The 21,494-nt window shown below is 60.7% G+C and carries 22 protein-coding genes and 1 tRNA gene; 8 read left to right on the top strand and 15 right to left on the bottom strand.

The features are described 5' to 3' along the window. The first annotated feature begins 15 nt into the window (after positions 1-15). Positions 16-1,011: a site-specific integrase gene (locus tag CEY05_RS13285; protein WP_233161508.1), complete on the top strand. Its 996-nt coding sequence runs from the start codon at positions 16-18 to the stop codon at positions 1,009-1,011. Positions 1,012-1,174: 163 nt separating this feature from the next. After that, a complete protein-coding gene (locus tag CEY05_RS13280; protein WP_088598806.1) occupies positions 1,175-2,323 on the top strand; it encodes a site-specific integrase in 1,149 nt (382 codons plus the stop codon). An 88-nt stretch (positions 2,324-2,411) separates the two neighbouring features. Here the strand turns inward: CEY05_RS13280 and CEY05_RS13275 are convergent, their stop codons facing one another. From CEY05_RS13275 to CEY05_RS13250, 6 genes are all read right to left on the bottom strand, one after another. Beyond that, complete coding sequence (locus CEY05_RS13275) at positions 2,412-2,903, bottom strand: hypothetical protein (protein ID WP_088598805.1); 492 nt, start codon at positions 2,901-2,903, stop codon at positions 2,412-2,414. Further along, a complete protein-coding gene (locus CEY05_RS30940) occupies positions 2,903-3,415 on the bottom strand; it encodes a hypothetical protein (RefSeq protein WP_143220429.1) in 513 nt (170 codons plus the stop codon). The genes CEY05_RS13275 and CEY05_RS30940 overlap by 1 nt, the downstream gene beginning before the upstream one ends. Positions 3,416-3,856: 441 nt before the next feature. Then, positions 3,857-4,375: a hypothetical protein gene (locus tag CEY05_RS13265; protein ID WP_143220427.1), complete on the bottom strand. Its 519-nt coding sequence runs from the start codon at positions 4,373-4,375 to the stop codon at positions 3,857-3,859. A gap of 382 nt (positions 4,376-4,757) precedes the next feature. Beyond that, positions 4,758-5,606 carry a hypothetical protein gene (locus CEY05_RS13260; RefSeq protein ID WP_088598802.1) on the bottom strand — a complete coding sequence of 283 codons (849 nt, stop codon included), beginning with the start codon at positions 5,604-5,606 and terminating at the stop codon, positions 4,758-4,760. Between the two features lie 327 nt (positions 5,607-5,933). Continuing rightward, entirely contained in the window at positions 5,934-6,389 is a 456-nt protein-coding gene (locus CEY05_RS13255; protein ID WP_088598801.1) for a hypothetical protein, read from the bottom strand. Positions 6,390-7,127: 738 nt separating this feature from the next. Then, positions 7,128-7,724 carry a recombinase family protein gene (locus CEY05_RS13250; protein WP_088598800.1) on the bottom strand — a complete coding sequence of 199 codons (597 nt, stop codon included), beginning with the start codon at positions 7,722-7,724 and terminating at the stop codon, positions 7,128-7,130. Positions 7,725-7,962: 238 nt separating this feature from the next. Between CEY05_RS13250 and CEY05_RS13245 the strand changes: the two genes are divergently transcribed. After that, positions 7,963-8,262 (top strand): hypothetical protein, encoded by a 300-nt coding sequence (locus tag CEY05_RS13245; RefSeq protein WP_088598799.1) that lies wholly within the window; start codon positions 7,963-7,965, stop codon positions 8,260-8,262. A gap of 177 nt (positions 8,263-8,439) precedes the next feature. Further along, positions 8,440-9,282 carry a DNA adenine methylase gene (locus CEY05_RS13240; RefSeq protein ID WP_088598798.1) on the top strand — a complete coding sequence of 281 codons (843 nt, stop codon included), beginning with the start codon at positions 8,440-8,442 and terminating at the stop codon, positions 9,280-9,282. Between the two features lie 2 nt (positions 9,283-9,284). Here CEY05_RS13240 and CEY05_RS13235 read toward each other — a convergent pair whose 3' ends face one another. The 6 genes from CEY05_RS13235 to CEY05_RS13210 all read right to left on the bottom strand — a co-directional run bounded on the left by CEY05_RS13235 (position 9,285) and on the right by CEY05_RS13210 (position 15,007). Further along, positions 9,285-10,628 carry a ParB/Srx family N-terminal domain-containing protein gene (locus CEY05_RS13235; RefSeq protein ID WP_158219334.1) on the bottom strand — a complete coding sequence of 448 codons (1,344 nt, stop codon included), beginning with the start codon at positions 10,626-10,628 and terminating at the stop codon, positions 9,285-9,287. A gap of 860 nt (positions 10,629-11,488) precedes the next feature. Then, on the bottom strand, positions 11,489-12,175 hold the full coding sequence (locus CEY05_RS13230) for a hypothetical protein (RefSeq protein ID WP_088598796.1): 687 nt from the start codon (positions 12,173-12,175) through the stop codon (positions 11,489-11,491). A gap of 442 nt (positions 12,176-12,617) precedes the next feature. Beyond that, positions 12,618-12,692, bottom strand: a tRNA-Val gene (locus CEY05_RS13225). Between the two features lie 156 nt (positions 12,693-12,848). Next, positions 12,849-13,589 carry a DNA polymerase III subunit epsilon gene (gene dnaQ / locus CEY05_RS13220; protein ID WP_088598795.1) on the bottom strand — a complete coding sequence of 247 codons (741 nt, stop codon included), beginning with the start codon at positions 13,587-13,589 and terminating at the stop codon, positions 12,849-12,851. An 82-nt stretch (positions 13,590-13,671) separates the two neighbouring features. Then, the gene (gene rnhA / locus CEY05_RS13215; RefSeq protein ID WP_369825939.1) at positions 13,672-14,154 is read right to left on the bottom strand and encodes a ribonuclease HI; all 483 of its coding nucleotides are present in this window, start codon (positions 14,152-14,154) and stop codon (positions 13,672-13,674) included. 88 nt (positions 14,155-14,242) lie between these two features. Then, a complete protein-coding gene (locus tag CEY05_RS13210; RefSeq protein ID WP_088598793.1) occupies positions 14,243-15,007 on the bottom strand; it encodes a class I SAM-dependent methyltransferase in 765 nt (254 codons plus the stop codon). A gap of 19 nt (positions 15,008-15,026) precedes the next feature. On the opposite strand from CEY05_RS13210, the gene gloB reads away from it, so the two are divergent. From gloB to CEY05_RS13195, 3 genes are all read left to right on the top strand, one after another. Continuing rightward, entirely contained in the window at positions 15,027-15,848 is an 822-nt protein-coding gene (gene gloB / locus CEY05_RS13205; protein ID WP_088598792.1) for a hydroxyacylglutathione hydrolase, read from the top strand. 8 nt (positions 15,849-15,856) lie between these two features. After that, a complete protein-coding gene (locus CEY05_RS13200; RefSeq protein WP_198952775.1) occupies positions 15,857-17,269 on the top strand; it encodes a transglycosylase SLT domain-containing protein in 1,413 nt (470 codons plus the stop codon). Between the two features lie 98 nt (positions 17,270-17,367). Next, positions 17,368-18,132: a carbonic anhydrase gene (locus CEY05_RS13195; protein ID WP_158219333.1), complete on the top strand. Its 765-nt coding sequence runs from the start codon at positions 17,368-17,370 to the stop codon at positions 18,130-18,132. Between the two features lie 48 nt (positions 18,133-18,180). On the opposite strand, the gene CEY05_RS13190 is transcribed toward CEY05_RS13195, so the two are convergent. After that, complete coding sequence (locus CEY05_RS13190; RefSeq protein ID WP_198952774.1) at positions 18,181-18,714, bottom strand: Dabb family protein; 534 nt, start codon at positions 18,712-18,714, stop codon at positions 18,181-18,183. Between the two features lie 169 nt (positions 18,715-18,883). Here CEY05_RS13190 and fabI point away from each other — a divergent pair, with 169 nt between their 5' ends. Next, the gene (gene fabI, locus CEY05_RS13185; protein ID WP_088598789.1) at positions 18,884-19,666 is read left to right on the top strand and encodes an enoyl-ACP reductase FabI; all 783 of its coding nucleotides are present in this window, start codon (positions 18,884-18,886) and stop codon (positions 19,664-19,666) included. 125 nt (positions 19,667-19,791) lie between these two features. Here the strand turns inward: fabI and CEY05_RS13180 are convergent, their stop codons facing one another. After that, the gene (locus CEY05_RS13180; protein WP_088599204.1) at positions 19,792-20,190 is read right to left on the bottom strand and encodes an OsmC family protein; all 399 of its coding nucleotides are present in this window, start codon (positions 20,188-20,190) and stop codon (positions 19,792-19,794) included. Positions 20,191-20,338: 148 nt separating this feature from the next. Then, complete coding sequence (locus CEY05_RS13175) at positions 20,339-21,493, bottom strand: tripartite tricarboxylate transporter substrate binding protein (protein WP_088598788.1); 1,155 nt, start codon at positions 21,491-21,493, stop codon at positions 20,339-20,341. Position 21,494 lies beyond the last annotated feature (1 nt).

The raw sequence follows: 21,494 nt of genomic DNA, 5'->3' as shown, positions 1-21,494 counted from the left end.
ACCTAGGAGCACCCTATGGGAACCGTAGTAAAGCGCACTGACAATGCCGGAAGGCCCACCTACCAGGCCCGAGTTCGCCGGAAGGGCCATGTCGCCCTCTCCCGGAACTTCAGCACCGAGTCCGCAGCGGATCGCTGGGCAGCGGCTCAGGAGGCCGCACAAGATGCCGGAACGTTCATAGACGACCGCAACCTACACCGGACGCTTCTAAGCGTTCTATTCGAGCGCTATGCGGCCGAGGTGTCCCCGTTGAAGCGCGGGGGCGACATGGAGAAGCTGCGGATAAAGCACCTGCTCAAGTCGCCCCTCGCCTCCTACAGTCTCGCCAACCTAACCGGTGACGTGATGCGCCAATGGCGGGATAACCGGCTGCGGGACGTGTTGGGATCGACCGTGAACCGGGAGCTGAACCTCATAGGGCACGTCATAGAAACCGCCCGGAAGGAGTGGGGCTACCCAGTTGTCCTGAACGCCGTGCAGCAAATCCGCCGGCCCAAGAACCCGCCACACCGCGATAGGCGTTTCCGGGAAGGTGAGGAGGCCGCGTTACTGTCTGCCGCAGACCGGACCCGTGGCGGGTACCTTCGCAACATGATCGAACTGGCCCTGGAAACCGCCATGCGGCGCGGTGAACTCCTGGCGTTGCAATGGGATGATGTCCACCTGGAAAAGCGCATGCTGCACGTCCGCATGTCCAAGACAGGCCGGGGGCGCGGTATCCCCCTGTCCCTAAAGGCGGTTGCGGTCCTACAGCGCATACCCCGGCACGCTGGCCGCGTGTTCGAAGGCGTCACGTACGAGGCCGTGAAGCAGTCCTTCCCGCGCGCATGCGAATGGGCAGGCCTCAAGGACTTCCGATTCCATGATTGCCGACACGAGGCGACTAGCCGTTTCATAGAGAAAGGGCTATCCCTCGCGGAGGCAGCAAGCATCACCGGCCATGCCAACGTCAGCATGCTCCAGGTGTACGTGCATCTCCAGGCGTGGAAGCTGGCTGATAGGCTGGATTGAGAAGCGGCGGCTGGATTCAGCAACACAACAGGCCAGCGGTGCGAGAATAACGACGAGGGTGTTTTCGCGCCCTCGGTCCTTTAGCGCACCGCGTAGGCGGTGACGATCTGACATACGCACGCCGTAGGGCTGCCGGACCTTCTTTTTTATAAAGGAGGCGGCAATGGCCCGCGTCACAAAATTCCGAGAGAAATGGCGTTGTCAGATTGAGCGTCAGGGGAACCCTGAACTGTCCAGAACGTTCCTTAAACGCGCGGACGCCATTGCCTGGGGCAAGTGGGCCGAGGCCGAGCTGGCCCGTGGGCGGCCCGTAGAAGAGATACTGTGTGGCGTCCCTGAGCAGCCATTGCCGGTGTCGCTCGCAAGTGAAGCCCCGCCTCCGCCCAGCAACTACACAGTGGGCGATTTGATTCGCCGCTATCTGCTGGAAGTATCGCCACATAAGAAGTCCGGCAAGTACGACGCCTCGACCATGCGGCTCTTGCTTGCGGACTTCGGCCGGCTCCCAATCACAGCGTTAACCTCGGGCGCGTTGTCGGCGTATAAAACGAGGAGGCTACGCAGCGTGTCCGCAAGCAGCGTCACACACGAACTCGGGATGTTGCACAGGGCTTATGTCTTGGCACGGGAGGAGTGGGGAATAGAGTTCCCCGGCCCCATTCCGCGCACACGAAAGCCGCCGCAGCCCAAAGGCCGCACACGCCGGGTATCCGATGATGAACTCAACAAGATCCTGGCAGCCACCGAATCTACGGAGCTTCCCATAATCGCTAGGTTTGCTGTGGCGACGGCCATGCGCCGGGGCGAGCTGATGTCCATGCAATGGGAACACATCGACTTGCTCAAGCGCACGGTACTGCTGCCGGAAACAAAGAACGGACATAGCCGTACTGTGCCGCTCACCAGGGCAGCGGTAGCCCTGCTTGAGAGCGTCGGCCCACAGCCCTCCGGGCCGGTTTTTCAACTGCGGCCGGACTCCGTTTCTCAGATGTGGGGCTACGCAGCCCGCCGGGCAGGAGTGCATGACATCAGATTCCACGATACGCGCCATGAGGCCACGTCGAGGTTCTTCGAAATGGGCTTGAGTCAGATAGAGGTATCCAGAATCACCGGGCATCTAACCCTCTCCATGCTGAACCGATACGTTCACCTTCCGTCAACGCACCTGTTGGAGAAGCTGGATGCTGCCGACGATAGGAAGCGCGCCATAGCGGGTTCGGACAAGGCGTGGGGGAAGACGGGTGGCGGAAAGGTTCGCAGCAAGAAAGCCGGCCTGTGGCGCAAGCTCAGGGCCAACGGGGACAAAGGCTAATCTCCCACCAGCTGGCTGCCCTGCCGAAGGCAGCATTCACGCCAGCCGAGATTGCGGGCGACCGGCTTTCACCGGGCCGCCTCTGTCACTAGATGCGGATGCCCACGCCGCCAGCAGTGCCTCCGATGGAAGGGGACGAGCCGCCCTGGTAGCGGCGGCGCGGATTGTTCTCATCGTCACCGAACGACAACTGCACGTCCGGCGTCCCTTCCTGTGGCGCTGCCGCAGCTGCCGCAGCGATCTGCGCCGCCTGAGCTTGCTGATTAATGGCTGCAACCTGCGCAGCGGTCTGTGCCGAGGCTTGATCACGAATGCTCGCGGCCTGCTGGTTCGCTGTATCACGGGCAGTCTGCGCTTGCAGGTTAGCCGCGTCCCGTGTGGCCTGTGCCTGTTGGGCAGCTGCCGCCGCAGCGGCCTCGGCCTGGGCGGTTCTACCCATGTCGAACACATTGGCAGAACCTTCACCTGTGAATGTTGGGATTCCGTTGGCTTCCAGGATCGCGTCCCCGCCGCGCAGCGGATCAATCTTCTTCATGCCACTTTTGCTGATGTCAACCACCTTCTTGGCGATGTGTCCCATTAGTTCTTTTCCTTCAGTAATTGGATTGCCGCGACCGTGTAGCCGTCGCGCTCGTATGCGCGTGTAAGCCCGCGCCTGCCTACTGCATTGCCCGTGACAGCACCTACGCACCCGTGGTAATCCACAAGTGCGTCTATGGCGCGCAGGACGGTGTTGTAATTCCCCGGGGTTTCTTCGAGGCGCAGGACCATTTGCTCTATCCACAGTGGGGCAGTGGCGTACCAGGGAGCGCCCACCTCGTACAAGATGAGGTAGCCGTCCGTGATGGCCGCGAATACTTCCCCGTTCTCGATGGCCTGCAGGCCAGCTTCGAAGGACACGAAGCGTGTCAGTGGATTGCCTGCTTCTGATTGGCTCTTGAAGTGCTGCTCAAGGGCAGCGCGAACGGAGCAACGTTGTTGGTCCGTCCAAGATGAAAGCGGGATCAACTGTGGTGTCGATCCCTGGGTACTATCAGTCGTATGACTTCCTTTGTTGTCGCCCGTGCATTGCGGGCAGATGGCTTGACTCACTAGTTGCCTAGCAGCCTGCTTGACGCCGATGCGCGTAGTACCCTTTGCGCTTGAAGTAGCAAGCGGCATTGCACTCGCTGCTACTGCGGGTCATTTGCAGACGAACGCCTTCCGCGCGGTCTCGGGAATTAATGCGTTGCTTGAGGCTGGATGTGATGGACATGATTGACTTCCACTGTGACAGGAAGCCCGCCGTTCATCCGCCAAGATGTGGGCGGCGGGCCAGAGCAGAATTGGCGGATCGGCACAGTGGCACCGACAGGGGCGAACCCCTTTCCACTCGGCCCGCCATAGAGGCGTGCAGAGACTACGGACGTAAAAATAGCCGCAGGGCGCGGCAGTCCGCCGACTGTGATTCCGGCCGCCAAGCCAGGCCGCGATTGTTTACGCGGCGGTGTGATTGTGTGCGAAGCCCCGCAATCGCGTCAATCACTTTCTCCCTCAACCCCGCAGGTATCCGCGGAGCTTCGCAGCCACGTAACGCGTATGCGCGGCGTCTGGTGTGTCCGCAAGAGCACGGATGCTATCGGGCACAAGATGCCAGAAATGCTTGAACAGCGCATCCTTATCGCGGGCCTCCAGGTTAAGCAGGCCTACCCGATAACGTTGGCCGTCTCGGTGCGTCATGATCACATCAACGGCACCGCCAAGCGGCGATCCATTCAGAACTTCCGGGGCAGCGTGTACCTCAATACCTCCGAGCCACTCGGGCAAACTCGGCACGGATTGCTGTTCCTCGGATACCGCCGCGCTTTCCTGAGCAGGGCCGCCACCCTCAATCCAGCCCAGGCGGACCAACAGGGTCCGGAACGCGGGATCAGCGGCAGCGGTGCGGTACAGCGTCGCCCCGTCCATCCTTTCGGCCAGGTCGGGAATGTCCCAGCCCCGGATAGAGGCGGTGAGATGAACCCGCCCTGTAGGTGACTGGCGGGCCACATACTCGCCCTCCCGGTACTCCACGTACTCACCGGCTCGGTCCCTACGCTTCCGTGCTTGGATGTCCCGCAGGCTTTCCACGGAGCGATTAGCAGGAGGCTGGATGCCGCGCTGTATCAGGGCGAACGGCTGCCTGTTCCTTGCTATGAGACAAGCCCAGCAACCACCGTTGTTAACCCGTCGCTTGTTACTGGCGCACTGTTTGCATGCGGCGCCGACGTAGTACGCCCTGCCTTCCGTGAAGGCTTGCCAGCGGGCAGCTGACGAAACGCGGGGACGTAAGGCAGCGGCGAATGCAGGGTCAGCCTCGGAGAGCTTGCGTAGCTTTTGAGTCAGGTATTTCCCCCTCGGCTGTACCCCGTGAAGCGCAAAGCGTGGATCGGGCTTCCGTGTAATGACTTGCCGGTCACGCTTCCGCATGCAGCCTTGCTCTAGCATCCCGGAAGGCCTTGGCAGCTAACTTGGCTGCTTCAACGTCATCAGCCTCAATCTCTGTGCTCATCTCGCGGGAGTAGACGGCTTCCTCCTCAACCCTTTTAGCCTTGTCGGCGGCCTGTTGTATCAGCCAATCCGCACGCACCTGGGCGTGCTCCATCCAGGCGGTTGCGGTTTCTGCCGGGATGCCCGCGCCACCAAGCAAGGTAAGCAGATTGTGCTCGGTACCGTCGGTATCTCGCACATAGGGCTTATCCCGCCGCCAGCGTATTGCCCGGTCCTTGCCAGCGATCCGCACAAGCTTCTTTGAGATGAACTGTACTGAGCCGCTATTGCTGTCTCCTCCGGTGGGGCGGGCCGCTGCGCCATCAGCGCAAGGAGGCCCGGCCCGCAGCATGTCGGCGATAAGGTTCAGTTGAGTATGCACCTTCGGATCAAAGTGGAAATTCCTGACCAATAGGGCTATTTCCTTTAGCTGCAAGTCCGTCAGGGGCTTGTACCAGTACGTCTTATCTATAACGGCATCCGTGCCAAGATGCACTTGAACCCGCGAGGTCAGTTCTGCGAACAGGTCGGCAGACTTGTACGTGAGCATGTAGGGCCGCGCAAGCAGGATGGCTACGGCCTCTTGGGCCGCAGCGTAATACGCCTTCGGCTTCTGAAGCGCAATGCGGTAGGAAACGCGGAATTGTGCCAGGCCGAATACGCGGTCAGCCTCCGCAGTAACTGATTTTGCCGTCTCAGCCATTCGGTGGCGTATGTACTTCTGCTTTTCGGCCAATAGAACCTTCTCCCGGGCACGGGTGGCTTGAATCGTCATAGTTATTCCTTGGTAAATACGCGCGCCGCCGCCTCCCTGCCGTCTTATAGGACGGCGATGAGACGTTGCGCTGCAAGGTGTTGGGATGCCAGTTACGGCGGATTATTAGGCGCAGCAGGGGTAAGCTGTTCCCTCTTTTCCACTATCCCTATGTAGGGGGATAGGGTTATTCGAACATCGGGAGCCGAATGCTCAAAACTTGCGCATTGCGTTCCTGCGCATGGGATGATCGGTGGATACGTGGAGCCGGAGCAGCCTCGGGGAAGCGCTGGCCCGACCGCGCAAGGGCGCGCACTGACAAGCGCCGGAGCACGCCGAGACAGCGAGTCATTCAGTTGAGTCCAGCTCGCTACCGAATTCGAGCAATGCCGCACTAGTCAGTAGCGGATTGAGCCTGCGGTAGTCCCGGTAATCGGCTAAGGCACATTCCAGGATCGAACTGCGTTTAGGCAGGCTCGGGCCTTGAATCTGGAATCCGAAGTCTAGCGCGCCGCCCGGGGCGTAGGGATTGCGGCCAGCTGCTATCTCGCCCTTGATAGCCCGCCGCAGCTCAATGGCCTCGAAGCGCATGATGTCCTGTACAGCCCAAGCCCGCTCCGGGTACTCCCAGGTGTCCCAGGCTACCTCCGCCTGAACAGCCAGCGCGGCGCTTGCCGCAGCTAACTCCGCGTCATCCATCGCCTTTAGCTCCTCACAACGGCGGGTGTGCTCGGCGGCCTGACGCAGTGCTTCGGCATGCCTCTGTTCAAGCTCGGTCAGATGCGCCGCTTGCTTCTCATTCAACGGCGGCAACCTTGGGCTTGGGACCGGGTTTGCGAGGTTTGGCCCAAGAGGGAAGCGTCCCGGTTAGGGCGATCACGGCACGGCGATACGCAGCGGCACCCAGGCCTGCAGTGGGCTTACGGATCTTCTCAAAATACTGTGCTTCCGTGGTGTTCTGTTCAAGTGGATGGTGATGCATGGCTCTCCTTGTGAGTCCGACATACAGCCACAGCAGACGTGCCTGTATCCCAGTGGGTACTGAAATACCCTCGATGGCAATTGTTGACGTTACCGGGCGCGGCCCGCAGTTACCGGGCAGGTGAATTTCTGCCGGGCATGGCAGGGCAGTGAGAAATACAGCGCCGGGTGAGTACGGCCCGCGTCCCGTTCACTACGCGGGCGCGGCCAATGGTCAGATTATTAAAGAGCGGGTACAGCGGCCAAATGCAAAAGGGCGCTAACCGCGCCGCTCTCGTTTGGAAAACAGTCTGGTTAGCGCCCTTAGTGTCCGCGTGCCGGGGATGAAAGCCTGGCAGCGGGTTGAGTCGTTGGCGGCGCGAGTGTTTCATCGCGGTTCAACTCACTGCCCGGTCTGTTTCGCGGGCAGGTCCAAATAAGTGGACGGGTCGGACTCTACATGTGTCCGGCGCGACGCGTCAATAGCTTTCTAGTGGCCGCGACACAGCGCGTCCGAATTGCAGGGGCCGCACTATGTCCAATCGGGTACCGATTCATTCCATGCGCCGATGCTCAACGGCGCTATTCCGCCGCCTCCGCCACTATCCGCTGTACGGTGCCTACACCGCATCCAACCGCCTTTGCGATCTTCATCATGCCCTGGCCTTGAGCGCGCAGCTCTTTGACCTGTTGAACCACCTGCGGCGATACCTCGGGCCTGCCAAGGCGTTTTCCTTGGGCAACGGCGCGCGCCAGGCCTGACTTAATGCGCTCCTGAATCATGCTGCGCTCGAACTCAGCAAACACCCCGCACATCTGAAATAGCATCCTGCCGCCTGGAGTGGTCGTATCGATTCCCTGTTGCTGTAGGTACAGGTCCACCCCCTTGGCCTGTATCTCCCCGAGGAAGCCCACTAGATCCTGTAGGGAGCGGCCCAGGCGGTCTACTGACCAGGCGGCGATCACGTCGAACTCCCGCCGCGCAGCGCCCTTCAGCAGGCGGTCGAACTGTGGGCGCTGGTCCCGGCCCTTGGCCCCGCTCACCGCGTGGTCTACGAACTCTCCTACAACCTCCCAGCCGTGCCGGGCCGCTGCGGCGCGCAGTTCTACAAGTTGGTTTTCCGTGGTCTGCGTGTCCGTGGACACCCGTGCATAGATGGCAACGCGCTTGGCTTTCATGTCCGCCTCCGATTCAGGAATAAGCAGAGCTTACTGACCGTCTATACGAAAATCAAGTATTTATTGTATAGCCATACGGACGCCTTGCTCCAGAGGGAGGCATGCAGGAAACTCCGGCGGGGTTTTCTGTATAAGGGGGAAAGGCCGGGTTGGGAAATTCTCCGGACCTTTTGGGGCGGTGCCTACACTGGGTTATTCCTACAACACAACTTGGCGGGACCGCCTGCCGAAGGACATTATGCAAATCGATCTGAAAGACCCCGCGCAATTCACCAAGAACCGCGTGCGGGAGTTGATCGCATCACACGAGGATGGCCGGCATTGGCAGTTACGAGTGACCCGTCAGGGCATCGCATACATCTCAGATGTGGTGGGAAACGTCCACTGCGACGGCCTCGCCTTTTGGTTCGAGTCTTGGACCGGAACGGGCTATGTTGGACCACAGGCCGCTGACGATGACGAATGGGTTAACAGCATCCACGACGCGCTCGACTGGAATTGGCCGATGCCTACATCCCGATACATTGACAACTACTGACAGGAAGGGAGATGAAGCCGGGCGGCCCCTTTGGACCGCATTTTCGCAAAGTTGGCCGCGACCCCGGTACGGGGGAAATGGCAACGCGCGCGAGTGGCGCTACCCCCGCAGAAAATCGCATCACTTTTTAGCCCGAAGTGTTTTACACTTCGCGCCAATCTTTAGTGGCAAAACCCTATGCAATTCTCTACTCCTCTGCGATACCCAGGCGGCAAGGCTCGTTTGGGAAGTTGGTTAGCTGAGCTGCTCCGGCATAACAAACTTAGTGGCGGTCAATACGTAGAGCCATACGCGGGCGGGGCCGGTGCGGCAATCTTCCTTCTCAGCAGGGGGTATGTGGACTCGATAGTGCTGAATGATGCTGATCCTGCGGTCCATACGTTCTGGAAAGTCATCACCCAGGATAGCAAGGTCTTCATAGAGATGGTCGAGGCAACTCCCGTCACGATGGAAAGTTGGTATGTCGCAAAGGAAGTGCTCGCATGCCCTGAACAGCATTCGGACCTGGCCATAGCGTTCTCCACCTTTTTCCTTAACCGTACCAATCGATCAGGGATTTTGTCTGCTGGGGTGATCGGAGGAAAACAACAAACGGGAAATTACAAGCTGGACGCAAGGTATCAGAAAGCCGATCTTGTCGCTAGGTTGAAGCAAATCGGTGCTCTCGCTGGCCGCATAGAGATTAATGGGCTGGACGCGATGGAGTTTGTGGGAAGCCTACGGCCAAGTCCCAAGACGCTCGTGTATTTGGATCCCCCATACTACGAGAAGGGTAGCTGCCTATACCGCAACTTCTATGAGCCAGAGGACCATCAGGCCATCGCCGAACGAGTAGGACAGCTCGACATACCTTGGCTCGTGACTTATGACAACTGTCCGCCGATACGGGATCTCTACGCGCAGCACCACTCCGCTGAGTTTTCCATGGTCTATTCCACGTCCCTACAGCGCCCCGTGGGTTCCGAGATCATGTTTTTCAGTGGTCTGTCTATTCACTGCACACCTTTTCTAAAAAGGTGAAGCTACGCCCAGCAAGCGACTACGAACGGGCAAATGTGGTCCCACAATGTGTGGAGGGTTTGTCGGTCCGGGTGGTATTCCGGCTTATGTACGAATCTCTGCAGAGTTTCAATGCTTAGTAAGTCGTTCTCTGTTCTGGCGTGACTCAGTATCACATCTCGTTCAAGCTCCGAAATGACGCCCGCACCGCACATGTGGCGCACTGCGCTACCCAAGTCTCGCTGTAATTTTTTTTCGGGTTGGTGACCGATTGACTCCAAATAGTGAAAAACGCTCATCTCAATCAACACACGTAACAGAACCGCTACGGCAAGCGTTGTACTCTCTGTTTTGAGCTGCCGTAGGTCGGAAATTACGCCCCTTACTTTCCAATGGTCGTCATCGATCTTGCCTGGGTAAATTCCACGAGCAAATAATTTTGGCCGGTCCCAATTGGCCTTGGGTTTGCTACCTCTTCCACCCGCATGATTGCCTTTACCGCCGTCCCCGGTTGTGCCCGCCCCAGCATTCCCTGAAGGCCCGCCGCCCGCGCCTCCTGTGGTTTTTCTGGTTCCGCCCGACCCGTTTCCGTCATTCGCCCCAGCGCCGGTTCCGTTTCCATCGTTTTTTGTTCCGTCTGCATCGGCCTTTGCCGCGCCCGCGTCATTGGTTGCCGGATCAACAATGCCGCACTCTCTTTCAATCTCGCTGATGTACGCGTCTTGCTGTCCTTGATTAAATACTGTGTTGACGTTCTTCTTCAGCGTTCCGAAGTCGGTCACGATTTTCTGTGCGACCTTGATGCACGACTTCTCATCAAGCCGCAGGCTGAATTCGTCTGCCGTGACATCGAATCCGAGCCGCGCTAAGTTGTCCGTCGACAGGAATCGAGTTAGGCTTGTGACCGGAAAGTCATCATCGATGTCTATGCCTTGTTGTTCTGCCCACAAGAGCAGTTGGCCAACACGTCTGTTTGGGTCCGATCGATTGTGCTGCATCATGAACGCAGTGCGTGGATACGTGTCCCATGTGAGCTGCCCGACGCCGGATTGGGTGCCGGAGTGTCGCAATAAAATTTCGGCGACCATTGTCTGTTCGTTGTCACAGGCTAAGCAGTCTACGGCGAGAGGTATCTTGTCTTTGTATGTCTCGCTAATGTTGCGAAACTGCTGTCGTAGTCCTTCCTTTTGACAGAGGTTCGGATTTAGCAAAAGCTTCAATGCGGCAATGCGACGATTCCCGTCGCGAACTACCCAGTTGTCCTTGTCGTCCTTACTAACGAGGATAGGAATTGTCGACAAACCGTTCTGTGCGATGTGCCTAGCCAACTCCACGATCTGCGAGGATTTCCGCAGGATGCGTTCCATACAGTTCGCTTGATCTACTCCAGCTCGTATGCGGGCGTTCGTGGTATCCAACAGCAGGACAGGGATCGGTAACGACGGAACGGAGTAAAAGCTATTTCGGCTCATTTGGATGGCTGTCTCGACATCTCTGGAAATAGCATGTTACCGGCTAATTGGAAATCCGACGTTATTAATGGGGCCAATGGTAAAAAAAAAAGCAAAAAAAACTGTTGTCCACGTGTCGCTTGCGGTGGCTATACTCGCCCCGCCAATGTGGAGCTGGGTGCGGTGCTGCTTTGTCCAACTAGGCGCAGTTTTGAATCCCCATGCCCCGACAAATTATTTGGCCGCATCCTTGCGCAAGCAGAGACAAATAAGCTCCCGGTAATCGCACCGCGGTTCTTGTTGGCACCTCGGACATGACAGGATCGCGAAACGCGGGCGTCTTTCGGCTGCGGACCTCGCCTTCCTTGGTCTTGGGCGGGGCGTTCACCCTAGGCGTACGCCGATCCGGTCGAAGGCTGGCGGGTGCTTGTCACTTCGGTGCGGAATGGGGCACCCCGCGCTATCGAATGTGCGTAGCATCGGTTTTCGCCTTAGCGCTGGCAATAACAGAGGCCGATGATTAGTCAGGCGTCCTAGGTGGAAACGCCCGTTAAAGATTTGCACTATGCGTTGCCCACCGCGTGACGCGGCGGAACGGAAGGCTGTTCAGAGGATTTGCGCCGAATCGCCCTAGACCGCACAAATGTTATGGCCGGCGCAACATTAGGAGGGCGGGACCACGCCGCAGACAATCGTAGCGGATTTCGGCCGTGCACGAATCCCTTCCGGCGAATCCGAATACGGGAAGTTCGGCGGCGAACCATTGTCTGCCCCGGTTACCGCCCTACGGCCGTGAGCTTCTTATCGAGCCAACCGTATTTAGTTCGTAAGCTCGGATCCGTTGAGTCCTTTTGGGCTTTGACTAGTTCTCTCAATTTTTCATAGTGGCGTACTAGACCGGTTTGTCCATCATCGAACTCGTCTACGTGATGAGGTGATAGATAGTCCACGTAACGCCAGCCATCATTGTCTTCGGGTAGGTTGTGCGTCTGCATTCCGCCTAGCTCTTGATGGTCCATGACCGAAGGCCAAGGCCCCTCGCTAACGATGTTCCTGTCGAGAATGATCCGGGGTGTACTCGCGGCCTGCTCTAGTTTGTAGGCTCGAATAAATGCCGGTCCAAAGGCGAGATGATCTTTGTGATACATCTTCCCCTTTGAGACGCCACCGCGAAGCAAGATACCATGTGCGGCTAGCTCTACTGCAAGAAAGAATGCAGTATTTACGACGGTGTATAGGCCCCAGACATCATCAGCCCTAGCCGAAAGAATCATCGAATCGGAGAACTGCGTGACCCGAACTATCTCCTCGTTGCCTTGAGATACCTTGGCGGCCTTGCGCATTGCAGAAACTATCTCGCTCGGTGCCCAGACGCCCCTTTCAACCGCAGCGGCGAAGCCTAAGAAATCAATAAATGCACAGAAGCGATCTTCATACGCAGTTGCCGGTGTCGGAATCGTCATCGACGACTTCTCCAGGTTGATGAATGTGACGCACCGGCCATACTATGCCTCGGCAGTTGCGTCAGCATGATACGCCGGCTCTGTTTTGTGCTCGGCATCGCCGCGTTCCGGCCGTACGGCGCCAAGCCGAATGCCGCTTAGCCTGCAATTATGCGGGCACATTCCGGACACATCGTTAAGGTAGAAATCAAGGCCTCGGGGCGCTGCCGCCTTCCCCGAGGGAACCCAGAGGGGGCTGTGAGTTATAGCCCACCAAACGCAAAAAAGCCCTGAGCAATACGCATCAGGGCTTCCAGCTAATTACCGCTGGCAGGACGAAACTGACCCCTGCCGTTTGTTATGCTTCTGAGCGAGGGCGATCCGCCCTCTGGCACCGTTGGCTCGCATTTGGCTCGCGGCCCGGGAACTCGCTTCAGCAAGGACCGCAAGTCCTTGATTTAATTGGTGGGCGGTACAAGTTTCGAACTTGTGACCCCTGCCGTGTGAAGGCAGTGCTCTACCACTGAGCTAACCGCCCGAAGTGAGACAGCGAATATAGCACGGTTTTTTGGAGATCGGCAAGCGGGAATGAAAAATAACGACACGATCGTCAGTTGCACTTCGCTGCCCGAAACATTTGTCAGGCCGGCTTCATGGGGGTGAAACACGGATCTCCAGGTTTCCCCGGCTTGCTTCATGCCGCCGGCGCGGCCTCGGTCGGTGGCGGCAAGGGATCATAGGTGCGCCAGACACTGGCTCCGCCCACGGACTTGTCCAGGACCAGCAGGTACTCCTGGTGCTCCGCCAGCTCTTCCGGGCTGGCCATCAACACCGGCAGGCCCGACGCGTCGAAACGGGCCAGCACTTCGCGGCCGGTCTCGTTGCCACCGTCCTCGTCGACCTCGATCAGCAGGGCATCCTGCCCTCGCGTCATCGCCAGCCAGACTTCGCCCAGCAACTGCGCATCCAGCAATGCCCCGTGCAGCGTACGGTGCGCGTTCGAGATGCCGTAGAAATCGCATAGCGCATCGAGCGAATTGCGCTTGCCAGGGCGCTGCTGGCGCGCTTCCATCAGCGAATCGGTGATCTTGGCGCAATACTCCGTCATCACGGGCTTGCCCAGGCGCGCCATCTCGGCGTTGACGAACTTGGTATCGAACGCTGCGTTGTGAATGATCACTTCGGCCCCGCGCATGAACTCCATCAGTTCGTCGGCTACTTCCGCGAAGCGCGGCTTGTCGGACAGGAATTCGGTGGTCAGGCCATGCACCGCCAACGCTTCAGGATCGCTGTCGCGGTCCGGATTGAGGTACACGTGCATATTGCGGCCAGTGACCGTGCGGTTGAGCAGTTCGACACAACCGATTTCGACGATGCGGTGGCCCTGGGCGGGATCCAGCCCGGTGGTTTCAGTATCGAAGATGATCTGGCGCATGGAGGCAATCACGTAGCAAAAAACGGCAAGGCGACAGTGTACGCCACCCAAATGCGCGACCGGGCAGCGCGCCCGGCCCCGCTCAAGCCGCCCCGGTGCGGCGCGTGAGATCCTGCCGCCGCGCCTCTTCCACGCCCCGGTTGGCCAGCAGATCGGCCATCTCGTTACCGGGATCGCCCGCGTGTCCGCGCACCCAGCGCCACGTCACCTGATGTCGCTGCACCTGCTCGTCGAGCAGCCGCCACAGATCGGCATTTTTTACAGGTTTTTTCTCGGCCGTCACCCACCCGCGCCGCTTCCAGTTGGCCAACCACTCGGTCATGCCCTTCATCACATACTGCGAATCAGTGTGGATGGTGACATTGCAGCCCTTGTTCAACACGCCCAGGCCCTCGATGACGGCCATCAGTTCCATGCGGTTATTGGTGGTCGACATCTCGCCGCCATGCATGGTTTTCTCATGCGTGCCCGCTCGCAGCAACACGCCCCAACCGCCAGGCCCGGGATTGCCCTTGCAAGCACCATCGGTCCAGATTTCCACCTTGGGGAGCGCGTCAGTAGCCAAAACGATAGATTCCACTCAATTCAACAAAATCGTAGCCGCGCATGATACGCGCTACCAGTTGCACGCGGCCGCCCGCACATGCCCGCGGTCAAAGATCCCCGACGCGATGGTTCGCCACCACCGAAGCCGCCGCAGGCGCCTTGCGCTTCTGCTTCCACGCCGGCCCGATCAAGCGCATGCTGGCCACCCGTTTGACGGCGGACACCACATACACCGCGCCGCACACCGCCCACCACCGATCCCCGGCGGATTCCAGGAATTTCCAGCGATCCAGCCAGATATCGGTCTGGCAGGCGGGCGCATAGCAGCCGAAACGTCCGCGATCCACCTCGAAGGACAGCAGCTTCAGCCAATCCTTCACCCGCGCCAGCGACACCTGGGCCGACGGCGCATGCGGCAGCCACGGCTCCATGCCCGGCATGCGATTGCGCGCGCCCCACAGGCTCCAGGGATTGAAGCCCGATATCACCACTCGCCCCTCCGGCATCAGCACGCGTTCCACTTCACGCAACACCTCGTGCGGCGCGTCGGTACACTCGAACGCATGCGGCAGGATCAACAGGTCGACGCTGCCTGATTCGAACGGCAACGCATGCGGATCCGCCACGGTGCAGGCCTGCCAGCGTGCCGCCACCTCGGGTTCGGGCATGACTTCGCCCACGTAAGCCTTGAAAGGCATACGGTTCGCACGCAACAGATCCAGCTCGGCCAGCCCCACCTGCAGGGCATTGAAACCGAACACGTCAGCGACTACCGCATCGAATTGAGCCTGCTCCCAGCGCAGCGCATACTGCCCCGGTGGTGTCTCGAACCACTCGGCCAGTTCTACAATCGGCGCAATTTCTTCTGCCACGCTTTGGATTCCTTAGATCATGCAAGCTACCCACGCCCCCGCTGGCGTCGGCGCCCAGGGTCCCGTCATCCTGCCGGTGCCGGCCTTCGCCGACAACTACATCTGGCTACTGCGCAATCAGGGCCTGGCCGCCGTGGTGGACCCCGGCGACGCAGCCCCCGTTTTTGCCGCGCTGGAAAAACTGGACCTGCAACTGCGCGCCATTCTACTCACGCATCACCACGCCGACCATGTGGGCGGTGTGCTGGAGCTGGCGCGCGCCACCGGCGCCGTGGTGTACGGCCCCGCGCTTGAAACACTGCCACGTTGTGACTTTCCTTTACAAGAGGGCGATCGAGTGCAACTGCACGAGCTGGATCTGGACCTCGGCGTGCTCGATGTCCCTGGCCACACTGCAGGCCACATCGCCTACTGGGGCCGCGCGGCCGGCGTATCGGCCGCGCTCTTCTGTGGGGACACACTGTTCGCGGGCGGCTGTGGCCGGCTGTTCGAAGGAACGCCCGCGCAAATGTACGCATCCTTGGAAAAATTCGTAACATTACCGCCTGAAACACAAGTTTTCTGCGCTCACGAGTACACTCTGGGCAACTTGCGCTGGGCATCGGCCGTAGAACCCGCCAACCGCACCCTGCATCAGTGGTATCAGCGGGCCCAGCAACTGCGCGAACAAGGTCTTCCGACTCTGCCCTCTTCGATAGGCCAGGAGAAGGACACAAATCCGTTTCTGCGCACCCAGCAAGTTGATGTTGCCAAAGCTGCCGCAGTTCAGGCTGGGCGTTCACTAACCTCGCCGGTCGAAGTATTTGCCGTACTTCGGGAATGGAAGAATAACTTCAAGTGATCTGACTGATGAAATTGCTCCGACTGATTGTTCCCCTGCTGTTTGCCGTACTGGCAGGCTGCGCGGGAACAGCGCCGAAACAGAACCTGTCTGACGCCGATTCCAAGCAACCTGGATACCCCAATCGATATGTCGCCGCGGTGACTTCGCGCACCGTCGACCTGACGCACCCCGCGCGTGACGTCTGGGACCGTATCCGCCGTGGTTTCGCCATCCCCAATCTGAATACGCCACTGTCCGAGCAATGGACCGAGTACTACGCGTCGCATCCCGAAGCCATGCAACGCATGGCCGAACGCGCGGGCAAATATCTCTACTACGTCACCGACGAAATCAACCAGCGCGGCCTGCCTACCGAATTGGCACTGCTGCCTTTTGTCGAAAGCGCCTACAACCCGACCGCGCTGTCTCGCTCGCAAGCCTCGGGCCTGTGGCAATTCGTCCCGGCGACGGGCACGCACTACAACCTGAAGCAGGATTGGTGGCGCGACGAACGGCGCGACCCGATCGCCTCGACCAATGCGGCCCTCGACTACCTGAGCAATCTGTTCGACATGCAGGGCGACTGGTATCTGGCGCTGGCCTCCTATAACTGGGGCGAAGGGTCGGTGCAGCGCGCCATGGCCAAGAATGCCGCCGCGGGCTTGCCGACGGACTATCTGTCCTTGTCCATGCCTGACGAGACCCGCAATTACGTGCCCAAGTTGCAGGCCATCAAGAACATCATCGCCGACCCCGCGAAATACGCGATGGTGCTGCCGCCGGTGGGCAATCAGCCCTATTTCGCCACGGTCCAGAAGAGTCAGGACATGGACGTGGAAGTGGCTGCCCGCCTGGCCGAAATGCCGGTGGACGAGTTCAAGGCCCTGAATCCCTCTTTCAACCGTCCGTTGATACGTGGCGAGCACGCCTCCACGCTGATCCTGCCGGCCGACCGCGTGGCCATCTTCAACGCCAATATCGATGCCTACAAAGGCCAGCTGTCCAGTTGGAAGGTGTATAGCGCGCGCCGTGGCGAATCGTATGCCGCCATCGCCAAGCGTTTCGGCGTGACCGAAGCCACGCTGCGCCAGGTCAACGAGATTCCGCACCGGCAGAAATCCGCCGTGGCGCAGAATCTGCTGGTGCCTGGCAGCGGCGGTGGCGTGCAAGTGGCCTCGCTCGATATGTCGGATGGCGCGGAGCGCGCGGAGATCAAGCCGGCGGTGGCGCAGAGCCCGGCCCGCCTGGCCTCCGTCAAGCCGAATGCGGTGAAGCCCAACGTCCGCCAGCACACGGTGCGCAATGGCGATACCCTGTTCTCGCTGGCGCGCCAGTACAGCACCTCGGTGGACGCGCTGCGGGCGCTGAATAATCTGAAGGGGAATAACCTGAAGGTGGGTAGCACCCTGCGCGTACCGGGCACCAGCGTCCGCGGATAATTCATACCTGATTCATGCTGGCCGAGAGAAATCTGATTCTCTCGGTCGCGGCCGTTCCAGATACTACGTGGGCAATCCACCACTTTCTGGAACGACAAATGTCCGTCAAGCATGACCATTCTCTGCTTTGCAACTGCGGTACCACGCAGGATTCTGGCGCTAACACAAGCCAACCTGCCCGCCGCCGCTTCATGGGCCTGACCATGGCCGCCGCGGCGGCGAGCGGCCTGGCCTTGAGCGCCGCGCCCGCGCTGGCCGCCGCGCCCAAGCTGCTGGCCCCGCTGCCCGCCAACACCCCGGACGAAGCCGTGGCGAAACTGCTGGCCGGCAACGCCCGGTATCTGCGCCTCAGGCACACGGGGTCTCCGCGAGACTTCGAAATGCTGCGCTCGCAAACGGCGGAAAGCCAGTCGCCGTTCGCTGCACTGCTGGCCTGTTCTGATTCGCGCGTCCCCGTGGAACTGCTATTCGACCAGTCCATCGGCAATATCTTCACAGTGCGCGTGGCAGGCAATGTCGCCTCGTCGGTCGTTATAGGCAGCCTGGAGTACGCGGTGGAAGCCTTGAAGGTCAAGACCCTGATGGTGCTGGGCCACACCCAATGCGGCGCCGTCAAGGCGGCCCTCGACAACAAGGACGTGCCGGGGCAGGTCACCACCCTGTATTCCTATATGCGCACGGCCATCACCAATACCCCGTCGAAGGGATACCGCGCGGTGGTCGAGCAGAACGCCATCGAGCAGGCCAAGGTGTTGAGCACTGCGTCGCCGGTCATCGCCCAGCACGTCGCGAGGGGCGACCTGCGGGTGCAACCCGCGATCTATGACGTTGAAACCGGCAAGGTTGCCTTGCTGTCGGTCTAGCGTTGCCTTGCCATGGCCAGGGCGTCGCCCGCCCATGGCATCGCCCTGCTATGGCGCGTCGACCGCGTAGTCGAACACCAGCACGCCGTCCTGCGGTGCCAGCAGCGGACCGACGAACGCCTTGAATTTCTCATGGTGTGGATCGAAATGCGCCGGGTCATTCACGATGGGCTTGCCGACGTAGTAGTTGCGGTCGCCGGCGGAACTGAACGCCACGGTAAAACCCTGCTCGAAGCCCAGGCCGGCCCCTTCCATACTGTTTTGATGGCCGGAGGTGATGGAAAGGATATAGGGCGACGCGGCCCCGCTACGCTTCGATTCGCGCAGCGCCAGGAAGCGGTGCTGCACCTCCTGCTTCTGCGCCATCGTGACATCGGGCTTGTACTTGAACAGCACGACGTGCAGCAGCAGGCCGGGCTGGTAGCCAGTGCCGGTAAATACATCATCGGACGGACGCGCGGTCATGGCTGCTCCTGATACAGCGGTGGCAGCCGGCAGGCTGGCGGAAACGGCATTCGTGGACAAGTGGCTCAACAGGGAACCGGCTCCCCCTTGCAGCAAGCGGCGTCTCATATCGTACATGGCGGGATCACTCCTGGATGACCGGACCAGCCCGATCGCTCGCCGTTATACCCATCCATGGCCGGCTGCTGCCATCAGATATATCCTCGCCTTCCTGCCCCTGTCGCCGCCAGGCTGCTCCACATAACCTAAAATGGCGGTTTTCCAGATCCGTCATCAAGGACCAACCATGGGTTTTCTCGCCGGTAAACGCATTCTCGTCACGGGCGTCCTGTCCAACCGTTCGATCGCCTACGGCATCGCGCGCGCCTGCCATCGCGAAGGGGCCGAACTGGCCTTCACCTACGTCGGCGAGCGATTCAAGGACCGCGTGAGCGAGTTCGCCGCCGAATTCGGCAGCAAGATCGTGCTGGAATGCGACGTGGCCGAAGACGCGCAGATCGCTTCGACCTTCGACAGCCTGGCCCAGCACTGGGATGGCCTGGATGGCCTGGTGCACTCGATCGGCTTCGCGCCGCGCGAGGCGATCGCCGGCGACTTCCTGGAAGGCCTGTCGCGCGAAGGCTTCCGCGTCGCCCATGATATCTCCGCCTACAGCTTCGCCGCCATGGCCAAGGCCGCGCTGCCGCTGATGAAGGACCGCAAGGGGTCGGTGTTGACGCTGACCTACCTGGGCGCGGAACGCGTGGTGCCGAACTACAACACGATGGGTTTGGCCAAGGCGTCGCTGGAAGCCAGCGTGCGCTACCTGGCGACGTCGCTGGGCCCGTTGGGGATTCGCGCCAACGGGATTTCGGCCGGTCCCATCAAGACGCTGGCTGCCAGCGGGATCAAGGACTTCTCGTCCATCCTCAAGTACGTCGAGGCAAATGCGCCGCTGCGCCGCAACGTCAGCATCGATGACGTGGGCAATGTGGCGGCCTTCATGCTGTCGGATCTTGCCAATGGCGTGACCGGTGAGATCACGCACGTGGACGCGGGGTTCTCGACCATCGTTCCGGGCATGGAATAAGCTGGGCTTGCGCTATTTCATAGGGTTTTTTGATGATGGGGGGTACCCCCATCGCCCCCTTTTTGGGCTACCGCCCCGGGGCCGCGCTGTCTAAGTACAGGCTGGATGCGCACGGACAGGCTACGCTAAGCCGCCGGCGCCAGTTCTGTCGAAACCTGCACGTCCGTTTGCGTCATCAGCTTGTGGATGGGGCAGCGGCCGGCGATGTCCAGCAGTTCGGCGCGCTGTTCTTCGCTGAGGTCGCCGTTCAGGGTCAGCACGGCCTTCAGGCGATAGACACCTTTTCTTTCTTCCGCATTGTCGCGCTGGACGTCGACGTCGATGGACATCAGCGGGATGCCCTTGCGCCGCGCGTACAACGTGACCGTCAGTGCCTTGCAGGCGCCCAGCGAGGTGTCGAAGAAATCATGCGGATCCGGGCCGTCGCCTTCCGGCGGCGGCATGTCGATGGGCAGATCGTGCGCGTTCGCCGTGGCGGTGAATTGCAGGCCCTGCAGGGCGTTCTGGCGGATAGTGATGGTCATCGCGGCTTCCATGTTGATAACGACGGCCGCGAATCCACGCGGCTTCATGCTTGCCAGTGCTTTTTAACATCCATCGTGCCACCGCGCGGGGCAGCAGCCTGCCTGCCCCTCGGCGCCGTCCGCCATGACGATTTCTACGCCGCCTGGATCAATCGGCGTGCAGGTTCATGCTCGCGGTCAGCGTGGAGAAGCGATCGATGTCATTGTCGATCAAGGTCTGGAAGACCTGCGGCGAGCTGCGCGTGGGGCTGAAGCCCAGCTGGCGCAAGTCGTGCTGGACGTCTTCGCGCCGCATGATGTCCGCCACGGCGGTGTTCAGGCGTGCGATGACGGCCGTGGGCGTGCCCGCCGGTGCCAGCAGTCCGTGCCATTGGTCCAGCGTGTAGCCAGGAAAGCCCTGCTCCGCGACGGTCGGCACGTCGGGCATCAATTCCGAACGTTGCGGTGACGTCACCGCCAGCGCGCGCAGGCGGCCCGAGGCCAGGAACGGCGCGGCACTGGAAGCCGTGACGATGCCCATGCCGACCTGGCCGGACAGCACGTCGGTCAGCGCCGGTCCGCAGCCGCGATAAGGCACGTGCTGCAAGGCGCGCCCACTGGATCGGCGCAGCATTTCGCCAGCCAGGTGCTGGGGCGTGCCGTTGCCGCAGGAAGCGTATGCCAGTTGCGGGACGGATGCGGGCGGCGCGGCGGGATCCTGCCGGCCGGCGCTGGCCAGCGCCTGGCCCAGGGTATGCAGGGGCGAGGCCGCCGGCACGACCAGCACGGACGGTACGAAGGCAACGTTGATGACGGCGCGCAGGTCGCGCTTCGGTGAGAACGGCAGGTTGCGATAGACGCCAGGATTGATGGCGTAGGAGCTGTTGACCATCAGCAGGGTGTAGCCGTCGGGCGCGGCTTCGGCGACAGCGCGCGCACCCAGGTTGCCGCTGGCGCCGGGGCGATTCTCGACGATGACGTTCTGCCCCAGTTCCCGGTTCAGTTCGGCGCCCAGGCGGCGCGCCAGCAGGTCGGTGCCACCGCCTGGCGGGAAGGTCACCAGGATGGTGATGGGACGCTTGGGAAAGCCCGCCGCCGCGGCGGCGGCAGCGGCCGGGCCACCCGCCGGCTCGGCCACGCCCAGGCGCAAGGCGCCCAGCGACAGGCCGACGGCCGCAACCAGGAAGGCGCCCGCGGCACGCAGGCGATTGCGCGCCCGGCGCGGCGCCGGCGCCCTGACGGTGACGCTTGAGCCGTCTGCATCGCTGCTGCCATCGGCGTTGGCGTTTACGGCGTCACCCTTACGAACAGGCTCGACGGACATG

It is taken from the genome of Achromobacter sp. HZ34, from assembly GCF_002209485.1.
Classification (GTDB): domain Bacteria; phylum Pseudomonadota; class Gammaproteobacteria; order Burkholderiales; family Burkholderiaceae_B; genus Bordetella_C.
This window is presented reverse-complemented; position numbering and strand designations above follow the sequence as displayed.

Bases quoted from the DNA above. Each gene is read 5' to 3' on its own strand.
- CEY05_RS13285 (WP_233161508.1), top strand. From the start codon at position 16: ATGGGAACCGTAGTAAAGCGCACTGACAATGCCGGAAGGCCCACCTAC.
- CEY05_RS13280 (WP_088598806.1), top strand. From the start codon at position 1,175: ATGGCCCGCGTCACAAAATTCCGAGAGAAATGGCGTTGTCAGATTGAG.
- CEY05_RS13275 (WP_088598805.1), bottom strand. From the start codon at position 2,903: ATGGGACACATCGCCAAGAAGGTGGTTGACATCAGCAAAAGTGGCATG.
- CEY05_RS13260 (WP_088598802.1), bottom strand. From the start codon at position 5,606: ATGACGATTCAAGCCACCCGTGCCCGGGAGAAGGTTCTATTGGCCGAA.
- CEY05_RS13250 (WP_088598800.1), bottom strand. From the start codon at position 7,724: ATGAAAGCCAAGCGCGTTGCCATCTATGCACGGGTGTCCACGGACACG.
- CEY05_RS13245 (WP_088598799.1), top strand. From the start codon at position 7,963: ATGCAAATCGATCTGAAAGACCCCGCGCAATTCACCAAGAACCGCGTG.
- CEY05_RS13240 (WP_088598798.1), top strand. From the start codon at position 8,440: ATGCAATTCTCTACTCCTCTGCGATACCCAGGCGGCAAGGCTCGTTTG.
- CEY05_RS13235 (WP_158219334.1), bottom strand. From the start codon at position 10,628: ATGGAACGCATCCTGCGGAAATCCTCGCAGATCGTGGAGTTGGCTAGG.
- CEY05_RS13230 (WP_088598796.1), bottom strand. From the start codon at position 12,175: ATGACGATTCCGACACCGGCAACTGCGTATGAAGATCGCTTCTGTGCA.
- dnaQ (WP_088598795.1), bottom strand. From the start codon at position 13,589: ATGCGCCAGATCATCTTCGATACTGAAACCACCGGGCTGGATCCCGCC.
- gloB (WP_088598792.1), top strand. From the start codon at position 15,027: ATGCAAGCTACCCACGCCCCCGCTGGCGTCGGCGCCCAGGGTCCCGTC.
- CEY05_RS13200 (WP_198952775.1), top strand. From the start codon at position 15,857: ATGAAATTGCTCCGACTGATTGTTCCCCTGCTGTTTGCCGTACTGGCA.
- CEY05_RS13195 (WP_158219333.1), top strand. From the start codon at position 17,368: ATGTCCGTCAAGCATGACCATTCTCTGCTTTGCAACTGCGGTACCACG.
- CEY05_RS13190 (WP_198952774.1), bottom strand. From the start codon at position 18,714: ATGTACGATATGAGACGCCGCTTGCTGCAAGGGGGAGCCGGTTCCCTG.
- fabI (WP_088598789.1), top strand. From the start codon at position 18,884: ATGGGTTTTCTCGCCGGTAAACGCATTCTCGTCACGGGCGTCCTGTCC.
- CEY05_RS13180 (WP_088599204.1), bottom strand. From the start codon at position 20,190: ATGACCATCACTATCCGCCAGAACGCCCTGCAGGGCCTGCAATTCACC.
- CEY05_RS13175 (WP_088598788.1), bottom strand. From the start codon at position 21,493: ATGTCCGTCGAGCCTGTTCGTAAGGGTGACGCCGTAAACGCCAACGCC.